Origin of the sequence: Bartonella sp. OT172YNZD (genome assembly GCF_042193725.1) — a bacterium.
Classification (GTDB): domain Bacteria; phylum Pseudomonadota; class Alphaproteobacteria; order Rhizobiales; family Rhizobiaceae; genus Bartonella; species Bartonella grahamii_A.
This window is the reverse complement of sequence record NZ_JBHILZ010000004.1, coordinates 60,935-74,506: the sequence shown is the minus strand read 5'-3', so window position 1 is coordinate 74,506 and position 13,572 is coordinate 60,935. Positions and strand designations below refer to the sequence as shown.

The 13,572-nt window shown below is 41.1% G+C and carries 11 protein-coding genes; all 11 read left to right on the top strand.

What is annotated here, in order from left to right:
- Nucleotides 1-17: 17 nt before the first annotated feature.
- The 11 genes from ACFIJS_RS02655 (at nucleotide 18) to ftsA (ending at nucleotide 13,527) form a co-directional block, all read left to right on the top strand.
- Nucleotides 18-1,469 carry a UDP-N-acetylmuramoyl-L-alanyl-D-glutamate--2,6-diaminopimelate ligase gene (locus ACFIJS_RS02655; RefSeq protein ID WP_375649673.1) on the top strand — a complete coding sequence of 484 codons (1,452 nt, stop codon included), beginning with the start codon at nucleotides 18-20 and terminating at the stop codon, nucleotides 1,467-1,469.
- On the top strand, nucleotides 1,466-2,887 hold the full coding sequence (gene murF / locus ACFIJS_RS02650) for a UDP-N-acetylmuramoyl-tripeptide--D-alanyl-D-alanine ligase (RefSeq protein WP_375649671.1): 1,422 nt from the start codon (nucleotides 1,466-1,468) through the stop codon (nucleotides 2,885-2,887). The genes ACFIJS_RS02655 and murF overlap by 4 nt, the downstream gene beginning before the upstream one ends.
- Before the next feature lie 21 nt (nucleotides 2,888-2,908).
- Nucleotides 2,909-3,979, top strand: coding sequence for a phospho-N-acetylmuramoyl-pentapeptide-transferase (mraY, locus tag ACFIJS_RS02645; RefSeq protein WP_375649669.1), 1,071 nt, complete (start codon nucleotides 2,909-2,911; stop codon nucleotides 3,977-3,979).
- 4 nt (nucleotides 3,980-3,983) lie between these two features.
- Nucleotides 3,984-5,378: a UDP-N-acetylmuramoyl-L-alanine--D-glutamate ligase gene (murD, locus tag ACFIJS_RS02640; protein ID WP_375649665.1), complete on the top strand. Its 1,395-nt coding sequence runs from the start codon at nucleotides 3,984-3,986 to the stop codon at nucleotides 5,376-5,378.
- Between the two features lie 143 nt (nucleotides 5,379-5,521).
- Nucleotides 5,522-6,676 carry an FtsW/RodA/SpoVE family cell cycle protein gene (locus ACFIJS_RS02635; protein WP_375649663.1) on the top strand — a complete coding sequence of 385 codons (1,155 nt, stop codon included), beginning with the start codon at nucleotides 5,522-5,524 and terminating at the stop codon, nucleotides 6,674-6,676.
- Nucleotides 6,669-7,805 carry a UDP-N-acetylglucosamine--N-acetylmuramyl-(pentapeptide) pyrophosphoryl-undecaprenol N-acetylglucosamine transferase gene (locus ACFIJS_RS02630; protein ID WP_375649660.1) on the top strand — a complete coding sequence of 379 codons (1,137 nt, stop codon included), beginning with the start codon at nucleotides 6,669-6,671 and terminating at the stop codon, nucleotides 7,803-7,805. The genes ACFIJS_RS02635 and ACFIJS_RS02630 overlap by 8 nt, the downstream gene beginning before the upstream one ends.
- Nucleotides 7,789-9,216, top strand: coding sequence for a UDP-N-acetylmuramate--L-alanine ligase (murC, locus tag ACFIJS_RS02625; RefSeq protein ID WP_375649658.1), 1,428 nt, complete (start codon nucleotides 7,789-7,791; stop codon nucleotides 9,214-9,216). The genes ACFIJS_RS02630 and murC overlap by 17 nt, the downstream gene beginning before the upstream one ends.
- Nucleotides 9,194-10,171 (top strand): UDP-N-acetylmuramate dehydrogenase, encoded by a 978-nt coding sequence (gene murB, locus ACFIJS_RS02620; RefSeq protein WP_375649655.1) that lies wholly within the window; start codon nucleotides 9,194-9,196, stop codon nucleotides 10,169-10,171. The genes murC and murB overlap by 23 nt, the downstream gene beginning before the upstream one ends.
- A 238-nt stretch (nucleotides 10,172-10,409) precedes the next feature.
- On the top strand, nucleotides 10,410-11,330 hold the full coding sequence (locus tag ACFIJS_RS02615) for a D-alanine--D-alanine ligase (protein ID WP_375649653.1): 921 nt from the start codon (nucleotides 10,410-10,412) through the stop codon (nucleotides 11,328-11,330).
- Entirely contained in the window at nucleotides 11,318-12,229 is a 912-nt protein-coding gene (locus ACFIJS_RS02610) for a cell division protein FtsQ/DivIB (protein WP_375649650.1), read from the top strand. Before ACFIJS_RS02615 ends, ACFIJS_RS02610 begins: the two co-directional genes overlap by 13 nt.
- Nucleotides 12,226-13,527 (top strand): cell division protein FtsA, encoded by a 1,302-nt coding sequence (gene ftsA / locus ACFIJS_RS02605; RefSeq protein ID WP_375649648.1) that lies wholly within the window; start codon nucleotides 12,226-12,228, stop codon nucleotides 13,525-13,527. The genes ACFIJS_RS02610 and ftsA overlap by 4 nt, the downstream gene beginning before the upstream one ends.
- The last annotated feature ends 45 nt before the right edge of the window (nucleotides 13,528-13,572 follow it).

The following is a 13,572-nucleotide window of genomic DNA, read 5'->3' as shown; positions in this document are numbered from 1 at the left end:
TACAAAGGTGCATCGTTATGTTGTTTGGAACAGTTTTTACAGAATGTCTTGAAGATCAGAATCTTTCTTCAATGGAAATAACAGGAATCAGTGCGGATTCTCGACAAGTCTTGCCAGGCTATGTTTTTGTCGCTGTTCAAGGAAAAAAAAATGATGGAAGACACTATATAGATGATGCGATAAAGCGTGGCGCACGAGCAATTGTTACAGATTGTTATGCTGTTCTTGAGGATTTATCTGTTCCCATTTTACGTGTTTCTAATGTTCGTCATAGTTTAGCGTTGGCAGCTGCACGTTTTTACGGTTCTCAGCCTGAAACGGTCGTTGCTGTAACTGGTACAAGTGGTAAAACATCTGTTGTCTCTTTTATTCGGCAAATTTGGACTCATGTTGGATTTTGTGCTGCGAGTATAGGAACGGTTGGTGTTGTTTCTCCTAAACGGAATGTTTATGGTTCTCTCACAACACCTGATCCGGTCGTCTTACACCGTCTTCTTTGTGAAATTTCTTATGAAGGTGTAACTCATGCAGCTCTTGAAGCTTCTTCGCATGGGCTTGATCAAGGACGACTTGATGGAGTCCGCTTAACGGCTGGGGCCTTTACCAATTTAGGGCGAGATCACATGGATTATCATACGGGGGTAGAGGATTATTTGCGGGCTAAAATGAGATTGTTTGATACACTTTTGCCTGTATCTTCTCCTGCTTTGATTTTTGCTGATGATGTTTATTCACAAAAGGTTATTGATGTTGTTACACAAGCGCGCCGCCGTGTCTTGACAATTGGTCGTAAAGGGCAATTTATCACGATTAATCGTGTCGAACATCAACGCTCTAAACAGTGTATTGAGTGCCGTGTGGAAAACAATATTTATACATTTGATTTGCCTTTAGCGGGAGATTTTCAGGTAGCCAATGCGCTTATGGCAGCAGGGTTAGCAATTGCAACGGGTGTTTCACCTCATAAGGTTTTTTCTGCGCTTGAAACTTTGCAGGGGGCACCTGGGCGGTTAGAGTTTGTCGGAAAGACAGAAAATAATGCGCCTGTTTATATTGATTATGCCCATAAACCAGAAGCTTTGGAGCAGGTTTTGCTTTCTGTTCGTCCCTTTACGCAAGGGCGTTTGATTGTTGTTTTTGGTTGTGGAGGAGATCGTGATCAAGGAAAAAGACCTTTGATGGGGAAAATTGCGGCGGATAAAGCGGATATTGTTATTGTAACGGATGATAATCCTCGCACAGAAATGCCAGAAAAAATACGCAAGGATATTTTACAGGCGGTGCCAACAGCAATAGAGATAGCAGATCGTGGTGAGGCTATTTCTTACGCAGTGGAGCTTTTGAAAGTTGGTGATACATTAATTATTGCTGGAAAAGGTCATGAGGATGGCCAAATTATAGGGCAGACAACTTATCCTTTTTCAGATCGTCTGAAAGCGATAGAAGCTCTAGAGGATCGAAAGAAATGACAGCTTTATGGGATAAGCAAGCACTTGTTGCTGCCATTAATGGTATTGTAATGGGAAGCATCCCAGAAACTTTTTCTGGGGTTTCCATTGATAGCCGTACTCTTGCGGAAGGTGATATTTTTTTTTGCATTAAGGGGCATCATCTTGATGGTCATGATTTTGCTGCGCAAGCTTATGAACGAGGTGCAGGCGTCCTTATCGTTGCGGAACATCGTTTGAGGGATATGAAAAAGATATCGGCTCCACTCATTATTGTTCCTGATGTTTTGCAAGCCCTAGAAAAACTTGCACAAGCTGCACGCAAACGTTCAAGAGCTAAGATTATCGCGATAACAGGATCGGTGGGAAAAACAACGACAAAAGAAGCTTTGAAACAAGCACTTGCAACGGCTGGGAACGTTCATGCAAATCTTGCTTCTTTAAACAATTGCTGGGGAGTTCCACTCACTTTAGCGCGGATGCCTATGGAGAGTGATTATGGTATCTTTGAAATTGGCATGAATCATAGAGATGAAATTCGCCCTCTGGTCAAACTGGTTTGTCCGCATGTTGCCCTCATTACGCATATTTGTGCAGGACATATGGGTTTTTTCAAAAATCTTGAAGAAATAGCAAAGGCAAAAGCTGAAATTTTTGAAGGATTAGATGAGAAAGGCATTGCCATTTTAAATGCGGATAGTGATTTTTTTTCTTATCTCGTTCAAAAAGCAAAAAAATACGGTGTAAAGAAGATTTTAAGCTTTGGTGAAACTAAAAATGCTGATTATCAAGCGCGAGATATATGTCTTCTAACCGATCGTTCTTCTATGATTGTACGTATTAGGGGGCGGGATAGGGAGGTTCAAATTGGTGCTCCCGGACGCCATATTGTGCAAAATAGTTTAGGGGTTATTGCTGCTTGTGATGCTATGGGGGTTGAGTTAGAGCCTATTTTTCTTTTTTTTCGCCATTTTTCTTCTCAAAAGGGGCGAGGTGTTCGTTATCGACTGTCTTTATCAAATGGGGGTGAATTTTATCTCATTGATGAAAGCTATAATGCTAATCCTGCTTCTATGCGTGCTGCGCTTGAGCTTCTTGCTACAGGACCAGTCGGGGAAGAGGGGCGGCGAATTGCTATTTTAGGGGATATGCTAGAGTTAGGGGAGTATAGTGCAAAGCTTCATCGTGATTTAATAAAGCCAATACGTCTTTCCGGCGCTAATCCGGTTTTTCTATTTGGTGAGGCGATGAAATCTTTAGTCAGTGATTTGTCTGCTGGTGTTAAGGTTCATTATGCTGAAAATATTGAGAAAATTTTATCGCTTCTTTTAGCAGAAATTTCTTCTGGGGATCTGCTTATGGTTAAATCATCCAATAGCCTTTGTTCATCAAATATTGTGACTGCATTGCTTGATCGCTACAAAGTGGTTTCTCCATAGTTTGAAGAGGTTTTTTGTACCATGATGCTGTTTTTTTCTTCGTTTAGTGATTGGCTTCCAGGTGTGAATGTATTTCGTTATATTACTTTTCGCACGATAGCGGCTATGCTTACTTCGGGGCTTATCGTCTTTTTGTTTGGACCTAGCATCATTGCTTCTCTTAAATTGCGGCAGGGTAAAGGGCAACCGATTCGTGCTGATGGTCCTCAAACACATTTTAAAAAGGCTGGAACACCTACAATGGGTGGATTGATGATTTTAACCGGCATTATAATATCGGCATTTTTGTGGTGTAATTTATCGAATATTTATTTTTGGGTATCGCTATTGGTTATGCTTTCTTTTGGGGCAATTGGATTTTATGACGATTATCTTAAGGTCACAAAACAAACAGACAAAGGATTTTCTGGGAAAGCACGGTTAAGCTTGGAGTTTTGTGTTGCCGCAATTGCTGCTTTTGTCATCCTGAAAATTGGTTCATCTGGATTCGCTTTGCCTTTTTTGAAAGATTATCTTATCAATTTGGGCTGGTTTTTTATTCCTTTTTCTGCTTTTGTCATTGTCGCGACGGGTAATGCGGTTAATTTGACCGATGGACTTGATGGGCTTGCTATTGTTCCTGTGATGGTTGCAGCCTTATCTTTTGCTCTGATTGCTTATCTTTCTGGTAATATGAATTTTGCTGATTATCTCCAAATCCATTATGTGTCGGGAACAGGTGAATTGGCTGTTTTATTGGGAGCTGTTGTTGGGGCAGGGCTTGGTTTTTTATGGTTTAATGCACCACCTGCAGCTATTTTTATGGGAGATACTGGTTCGTTGGCTCTTGGAGGATTATTGGGGACTGTTGCGGTCGCTACGAAGCACGAAATTGTTTTGGCTCTTATTGGTGGGCTTTTTGTTGTGGAAGCTTTTTCGGTCGTTATTCAGGTTGGTTATTTCAAATTAACAAGAAAACGAGTATTTCTTATGGCACCGATACATCATCATTTTGAGAAAAAAGGCTGGACTGAAAGCCAAGTCGTGATACGCTTTTGGATTATTTCAATTGTTCTTGCTCTTATTGGTCTTTCAACACTTAAATTGCGGTGAGATTTTGATTTCTGTTGCATGTTATAAAGGACAAAAAGTTGCTCTATTTGGATTAGGGAAGTCTGGACTAGCAACGGCACAAGTATTGATGCGTGGCGGTGCAGAAGTGGTGGCGTGGGATGATAGTCCTTCAAGCGTACAAATGGCTTTTCGGCACAATATTCCAACGCGAGATCTCCGTTATGAAGATTGGTCAGAGTTTGTTACATTGATTTTAGCTCCTGGAGTTCCTTTAAATTATCCTCAACCCCATTGGGTTGTTGAAAAAGCACGAAAAAAAAATATAGAAATTATCGGTGATATTGAGTTATTTGTTCGTGCACGCCATCATTTTTTACAGCATTATGGTTTTTGTGACCAAGATGTTCCTTTCATTGCGATTACGGGAACGAATGGGAAGTCAACCACAACGGCTTTACTTGCTCATTTGCTAGAACAAATGGGTTATGATGTGCAGATGGGAGGAAATATCGGCAAGGCAATATTGACGCTTAAGCCATTTGTTAAAAAACGTATCTATGTGATTGAATGTTCATCATTTCAAATTGATCTCACTCCTTCTCTTCAGCCGACCATTGGACTTTTATTAAATTTAACACCTGATCATATTGATCGACATGGGAGTTTTGCCTGTTATGTGCAAACCAAAAGGCATCTGATTGCTCAGGCTTTTCAGGCTTTTATTTCAGTTGATGATGCAGCTTGTCGGGTTTTATATCAACAGTTGCTTCATGAGGGGAAGAAAATTGGGGCAATTTCCAAGGATCATTTTGTTGAAAATGGTTTTTATGCAGATGGGACCAAACTCTTTTCTGTTTGTCACGGACAGCGTCATATGCTTGCAGATCTGGCGTCTATGACTGCTTTGCGCGGACGTCATAATGCGCAAAATGCCCTTATAGCATTAGCAACATTGCAGGCTTTAAAAATAACCGATCCCTCTATGAACAAGCATTTAGCAAGTTATAAAGGGCTGGATCATCGTATGCAGCAGGTGCGTAAAATGGGGGCGGTTTTGTTTATCAATGACAGCAAAGCGACTAATGCAGATGCAACAGCTCCTGCGCTTTCCACCTTTAATGATATTTTTTGGATTGTTGGGGGACAGGAAAAAAAGGGAGGAATAGAGTCTCTTAGAGAATTTTTTCCTAAAATTCGTAAAGCCTATTTGATTGGGAGCGCAGCGGAAGAATTTGCTCGCACTATTGGATCTGCCTTTCCTTTTTCTATGAGCTTAACTTTGAAAAATGCGGTGCGTGAAGCAGCTGTTGACGCAATGGGTTGTAAGGCAAAAGAGGTGACGGTTCTTTTGTCACCTGCCTGTGCAAGTTATGACCAATTTAAAAATTATGAAATGCGAGGCGAAGCATTTGTCTCTTTTGTGATGCAGTTACAATAAAAAAAGCATCAGTTATAAAAAATATTTTTGCGTTAAGACTCCAGAATCTTTTTTTGTGTAATTTTGTTTTTAAAGTGTTTGTTAAACAGGCTGGGGAACCATCTCACTTTGAGACAATTTATAAAATGGATAAGGTGGATATCATGGTTACGCGTGCAGATAGAGATCCAATTGCTAATTGGTGGTGGACGATTGATCGCTCTATCTTTGCAGCTTGTTTAATTTTAATGGGAATTGGTATTATGCTGTCTTTTGCTGCCAGCCCCGCTATTGCAAAAAAAATCGGAATTGCTGATAGTTTTTATTTTGTTCGGTGGCATATCATTTTTAGCATTTCAGCATTTTTTACGATGGTTACCATTTCTTTTTTTTCGCTTCCTAATATTCGTCGTTTATGTGCTCTTTTGCTTATTGTAACGCTTGCTCTTATGGTTGCAACCTTATTTTGGGGTCCAGAATTAAAGGGAGCACGGAGGTGGATTCTACTATTTGGTTTTTCTGTACAGGCATCAGAGTTTATGAAGCCAGCTTTTGTGGTTATATCCGCTTGGCTTTTTTCGGAACAGATACGCAGGAGGGGAATTTGGGGTTATACGTTAGCGATTGTACTTTATGTCATTTGTTGTGTGCTTCTGGTTTTGCAGCCTGATATTGGACAAACAGTTTTAATAAGTGCAACATGGGGGGGGCTATTTTTTATTGCTGGTGTCCCTCTTACCATTATTTTTCTCTTTCTCATTTTAGGTGTTGTAGGAATTATTTTAGCTTATCTTTTTCTGCATCATGTGCGCGAGCGTATTAATGGTTTTTTGACAGGTGAAGGAGATACTTTTCAAGTGGATGTAGGACGTGAGGCTATTTTGAATGGTGGTTGGTTTGGGCAAGGTCCTGGGGAGGGAACAGTAAAACGTATCATTCCTGATAGCCATACAGATTTTGTATTTTCCGTTGCTGCTGAAGAATATGGTATTATTCTTTGTTTATTAATTATGATGCTTTTTGGCTTTATCGTTATGCGTTCATTGTATATAGCCATGAATACACGTGATTCTTTTATACGTCTTGGTATTACTGGCATAGCAATGATGATTGGCTTTCAATCAGCTATTAATATGGCCGTTAATCTTCACTTAATTCCTCCAAAAGGCATGACATTGCCTTTTATTTCTTATGGTGGTTCTTCGATGGTGGCGATTGCTTTTTCAATGGGCATTTTGCTCAGTTTAACACGTCGTTGGCCAGAAGCACGCCTTTCAGCTTTTTCTTCCTCTTCTGTCTTGGATACTCCTTATGAATGATAAAAAAGTTATTGTTTTGGTGGCTGGTGGTACAGGTGGACATCTTTTTCCTGCTGAAGCCCTTTCTGTTGAATTAAGGCAGCGTGGATATGATGTTCATTTAATAACAGATGAAAGAGCACGACCTTTTGTTAGGTGCTTTGATGAAGAGCATATTCATATCGTTTTATCGGCAACATTTATACGACGCCATCCTTTTGCTCTGATAAAGACGTTTTGGTCTTTGCTAAGAGGCATGGGGCAATCGTTGGCGTTGTTTTATAAATTACGTCCTGTTCTTGTTGGAGGGTTTGGGGGATATCCGAGTTTTCCTCCTCTTTTTATTGCGGCCTTAACGAGGCGTGTAACATTTATTCATGAACAAAATGCTGTTATGGGGCGTGCCAATCGGGTGTTGGCAATTTTTGTGCGTGCAATCGCTGGTGGTTTGTTGTCGCCAAATGGCGCTTATGCTCATAAAATACTTTTGACGGGGAATCCTGTCCGTGAGGCTGTGTTGAAGGCGGCCAAAATTCCTTATCGTTCTTCAGAGGGGGAAAAGCCATTTAATTTTTTGGTTTTTGGAGGTAGCCAAGGGGCTTCTGCTTTTTCACATATTGTTCCAGAAGCTATTGCTTTATTCGATGATAAGAACCGTAAACGTTTACGCATTGTGCAGCAAGTCCGAGGTGAAGCAGGAGGGTTGATCAAAATCTATCGTGATATGGGCGTACAAGCAGAGGTTGCTCCTTTCTTTGATGATATGGCTGAACGTATGGCACATGCTCATTTTATTTTGTCGCGCGCTGGGGCTTCATCCGTTTGTGAGATAGCGGTGATTGGTAGACCTGCTTTGCTTGTTCCCTATCCCCATGCTTTAGATCATGATCAGGCTGCCAATGCAGCTCTGCTTGCTCGTGTAGGTGGTGCGCAAATTGTATCAGAAAAAGATTTAAATGCACAAAAGCTTTTTTCTCTTTTAATGCACGCTTGTTGTGCGCCCCATTTATTGGAAAAACAAGCGCTCTCTGCAAAAAAAGTTGGACAACCTCATGCAACCCGTTGCCTTGCTGATATGGCTGAATCCTTAATTGCAGGGCGATTGTTGGCAGATATAAAAGAGGAGCTTTTTAATGAAAATGCCACTTGATATAGGTGTTATCCATTTTATCGGAATCGGGGGAATCGGTATGAGTGGAATTGCGGAGGTTTTTTATAATCTTGGCTATAAAGTTCAAGGGTCAGATCAAGTTGAGAGTGCAAATGTTGAACGTTTGCGGAGAAAAGGAATTAACGTTCATATAGGTCATTGTGCTGAAAATTTAGGGAATGCAGAGGTTGTTGTTTTTTCTACTGCTATTAAAAAAACAAATCCTGAGTATATTGCTGCAAAGGAAAGACATTTGCCGCTTGTCAGACGTGCAGAAATGCTGGCGGAGCTAATGCGGTTTCGACGTGCAATTGCGGTGGGTGGTACACATGGTAAAACAACGACCACATCAATGGTTGCAGCTCTTCTTGATGCTGGTCATTTTGATCCAGTGGTGATTAATGGCGGTATTATTAATGCTTATGGTACGAATTCTCGTACAGGAGATGGCGATTGGATGATTGTTGAAGCTGATGAAAGTGATGGTACATTTTTAAAGCTGCCTGCTGATATTGCTGTTATTACTAATATTGACGCTGAGCATTTGGATCATTATGGAAGTTTTGATGCTGTGCGTGAGGCTTTTCGGCAATTCGTAGAAAATGTTCCTTTTTATGGTTTTGCTGTTTTGTGCCTTGATCATCCAGAAGTTCAGTCATTGGCGGGTCGTATTGATGATCGTTGGGTGATTACTTATGGTGCAAATCCACAAGCGGATGTTCGTTTTCTTAATCTTTCGATGGATGGTCAAAAAACGCATTTTGATGTTCTTGTTCGCTCACGCAAAACAGGAAGAAAGATTGAGTTGAAAAATTTGCTTTTGCCCATGGCAGGACAGCATAATGTTGCCAATGCAACGGCAGCGATTGTTATTGCGCATGAACTTGGCATTTCAAATGAAGCTATAAAAAGGGGCTTAGCAGAATTTGGCGGAGTAAAACGGCGTTTTACGCGAACAGGAAGTTGGCGGGGCATTGAAATATTTGATGATTATGGACATCATCCTGTTGAAATAAAGGCTGTTTTGCGTGCAGCACGTGAGAGTGCAAAAGGGCGTGTTATTGCGATTGTACAACCCCATCGGTATTCACGGTTGTATCATTTATTTGATGATTTTGCTGCTTGTTTTAATGATGCAGATACAGTGTTGATTACGCCCGTTTATGCGGCTGGTGAAGAGCCTATTGTAGGATTTGGTTCTCAAGAATTGGTAGAGCATATTAAAATGGCGGGTCATCGTGATGTGCGCTTGATACATGGTCTGGAAGATGTCGTGTCTCTTGTTTCGACATTTGCTCAAGCAGAGGATTATATTGTTTTTCTTGGTGCTGGCAATATCACACAATGGGCTTGTGCGTTGCCTCATCAGTTAGCGGTATTGGATGGTCATGATAAATTTTCAGCACATTGATGGTGAGGCGCTATTGGCGCAATTGCAACCGCTGTTGGGTGGCGTGAGAGGCAAACTTACGCCTAATGTTGAGATGCGTAAGGTAACGTGGTTTCGCACGGGCGGGTTGGCAGAGCTTTTTTATCAGCCTGTTGATGAAGAAGATTTGGCTCTCTTTCTTCAAAATTTGCCTGAATTTGTTCCTGTAACAATTGTAGGTATCGGTTCTAATCTCCTAGTGCGTGATGGGGGCGTTCCTGGTGTTGTGATTCGTCTTTCGCCAAAAAATTTTGGGCAAGTGCAGCAAGTTTCTCCAAAAGGCTTTTTAGTTGGTGCTGGTACGGCGGATAAACATTTAGCTGCTGCTGCTTTAGAAGCTGAGATTGCAGGTTTTCATTTTTATCATGGTATTCCTGGTGCTCTTGGAGGAGCTCTTAAAATGAACGCGGGTGCGAATGGTATTGAAACCGCAGCGCGTGTTGTTGAGGTCTATGCGCTGGATCGTAAAGGGCAACGTCATATCTTGAGTTTGAAAGATATGCATTATTCCTATCGCCATTGTGATATTCCTAAAGATTTTATTTTTACGGCTGCTTTATTGGAAGGAAAACTCGGTAATAAAGATGATATTCGTGCTGCTATGGATGAAGTTTCCCTCCACAGAGAAACAGTGCAACCTATTCGTGAAAAGACAGGGGGATCAACTTTCAAAAATCCTGAGAATGGATCTGCGTGGCGCATGATTGATGAAGCAGGATGTCGTGGTTTACGGATTGGTGGCGCTCAAATGAGTAAAATGCATTGTAATTTTATGATTAATACAGGGCAAGCAACAGGATATGACCTTGAAGCATTGGGAGAAACAGTACGTGCTCGTGTTTTTGCAAATTCAGCCCACCTTTTACAATGGGAAATAGAGCGTATCGGTCAATTTGAGCGTGGTCGAAGTGTTTCTCTTTTTGATCCATTTTATTGATTTGTTGTTTACTAAAAAAGTGTAAATAAAAAATTGAGTCATTTCAAAGAGATAATAAAAAATTTCTATTAAGAATCAATAAATTAACAAAGAATCTCTTGCATCAGGCTTTTGAGTCTGATTCATTATGCAAAATGCTAGGTTATTGATTCGCAAGGATAAACTTTGTTTTTCCTGTATGTGGTGCTGATGTATTCTATATAGTCTACATATAGTATGCGAAGGAGGGTGATTTATTATGAGAGATAAACATATAGCTGTGTTAATGGGAGGTTTTTCTTCTGAACGGTCTGTAAGTTTATCTTCAGGGGCGGCTTGTGCTGATGTTCTAGAGATGCAGGGGTATCGCGTGAGCCGCGTGGATGTTGACGCCCATATTGCTTCTGTTCTTGAACAGTTGCAGCCCGATATTGTCTTCAATGCATTGCATGGTCCATTTGGTGAAGATGGCCGGATTCAGGGGATTCTTGAATATTTAAAAATTCCTTATACCCATTCTGGCGTGATGGCATCCGCTTTGGCAATGGATAAGGGACGTGCAAAAATTATCGTTGCAAATGTTGGGGTTTGTGTTGCGCCTTCTCGTATCATGAGCCGCTTTTCTTTGGGTCGAACGCATCCTATGGAGCCTCCTTATGTAATTAAACCTGTGTGTGAAGGATCAAGTTTTGGTGTTGTCATTGTCCAGGGAAATGAAGCTGCACCGCCGCATAATATTGGGGGGAGCGAGTGGGGGTATGCCGATGAGGTGATAATTGAAAAATATATTCCTGGTCGTGAATTGACTTGTGCTGTTTTGGGGAATGAAGTGCTGGATGTGTGTGAAATTCTTCCCGATAAACACTTTCCATTCTACGATTATGACTCAAAATATAAAACGGGTGGTTCTCTTCACATTTGTCCTGCACAACTTTCACTAAATATTTACCAAAGTGTGCAAAGAATGTCTTTAGCAGCTCATCAGGCGATAGGGTGTCGAGGTGTTAGCCGTTCTGATTTTCGTTTTGATGAGAAAACGGGAGAATTGGTTTGGCTTGAAATTAATACGCAACCCGGTATGACGTCGACGTCTCTTCTTCCTGATATTGCAAAAGCGAGCGGTCGTACTTACGGCGATATTGTTCAATGGATGGTGGAGGACGCATCATGTATGCGTTAAATGTGAATAAAACAAATGTTCCGATGGAGGTGCTTTCAGTGCCAGCTTTCCCGCGTCTTTATCGTCGTTTTCTTCGGGTTATGTTTGAGTTTGTTTTTGTCAATATTCATATTCCACGCCATTTCGGCTCTTTTGCTGTTGTATGTTTTTTCTTTGTTACGGCTTTTTATGGACTTTCATCAAATGGTCAGATGGCTGTGATCGTAAACACGATCATATTGGATAGTAGTTTTGTGGTTACTCACGTCGATATAAACGGTAATAAGCGCTTGGCAAAGCAGGATATTTTAAAAATTTTAAAACTTGATGTTGCGCCTTCTATATTCACTTTTGATGTTGAAAGAGCGCGTTCTCTTTTAGAAAAACAGGCTTGGGTGCAATCGGCTAATGTTCAGAAAATTTATCCCAATAGAATGCGCATTTCTATCGTAGAGCGTGAACCCTATGCCATTTGGCAACATGATAGCATAATGGATATTGTTGATAATACAGGTCGTGTCATTGTGCCCCTTAAAGGAGAAATTGTTCGGGATTTACCTCTTGTGGTTGGGCAGGGTGCGCAAAATGCTGCTAAAGTGTTTATTCAAGCGCTGTCAGTCTATCCGGAAGTATATGAACGTATTCGTGCTTTTGTGCGGGTAGGTGATCGACGTTGGGATCTTGTTTTGGATAATGGAATGCGCGTTATGTTACCTGAAAATGGTGCCCTTGAAAGGCTTTCTTCTCTTGTTTCGTCCGGTACAATACAAGATCTTTTATCTCGCGATATTCTCAGTGTTGATTTACGTCTTGCTGATCGAATTACTGTTTCTTTATCAGATGAAACGTTGGAGCGTTATCATGCTACTGTAGCAGAAGAAGAACGTATTTTAAAGGCACGAAAGGCAGGAAACCCATGATGTTGCTTAGATCACATCATCTGGGAGGGCGTAAAACACGTTTTTTAACGGTTCTTGATGTCGGTTCAAGTAAGATTGTTTGTCTTATTGCTTGTTTGCGTCCTTTGAAGCATGCGCACTATTTACATGGTCGTACACATTCTACGGAAATTCTAGGCTTTGGAGTACAACGTTCACGTGGTATTAAATCAGGTGTTGTCATGGATATGTTTGCAGCAGAACAATCAATAAGATTGGCTGTTGATGCGGCAGAAAAAATGGCTGGTTTGGTGGTGGATTCAGTGATTGTGAATTTTTCCTCAAGTCGATTACAAAGTGCTTTGATTAATGGAAAGGTCCATTTGAATGGTCGTGAAGTCACCAAGCGTGATATGCGTATGGCCTTTTCAGATGTTTCGTGTAAAGCTTTTGATGCTGAACGTCACGTTATGCACTCAGTTCCAGTTTCTTATGTATTGGATGGAGATAAAGGAATTTCTGATCCTATTGGCATGGCAGGAGAAATATTTGGTGTTGACGTGCATGTGGTAACAGCAGAAACAGCCTCTTTGCGTAATTTAGAAGCTTGTATTAATCGTGCACATTTGAGTGTTGAAGCAATGGTTGCTACTCCCTTTGCAAGTGGTCTTGCTGTCTTGATGAATGATGAGGCGCATTTAGGGGCTGCATGTATTGATTTTGGTGGTGGAACAACAACATTTTCAGTGTTTTTTGAGGGAAAATTTATTCATGCGGATGCTTTTGCTGTTGGGGGGCATCATGTCACTCTTGATGTTGCGCGCGGATTTTCTATGTCTCTAACAGAGGCGGAACGTTTAAAAGTTGTTTATGGTTCAGCACTTTTAACAAGTGCTGATGAGCGGCAAATGATTAATGTAGCAGAAATTGGGAGTGAACAGCGTGAAACTCAATATCCTCGCGCAGTTCTTGGGCGTATCATTCGTGCGCGTGTTGAAGAAATTTTAGAAATGGTCCGTGATTGTTTAAATCGTTCTGGTTTTGGTCACATCATTGGTAAACGTGTTATTTTGACTGGGGGAGCAAGCCAGTTAACAGGATTGCCAGAAATGGCACGTACTATATTAGGAAGAAATGTTCGTATTGGGCGGCCTTTAGGTGTTTCGAGGCTTCCTTCTCTTGCAAAAGGGGCGGCATTTACATCTGCTGTTGGGTTGTTAATTTATCCGCAATTGGTGGGTTTTGAAGAAAAAACAATGCAGGCGGCAGGAAATCATTTATCGATGGGCACGCGTGGGTATTTTCAGCGTGTTGGTCAGTGGTTGCGTGAGAGTTTTTAGTTAAGTCTATTTGGATAAATTTCATCGCTTTGGCTTGCGGTGTCT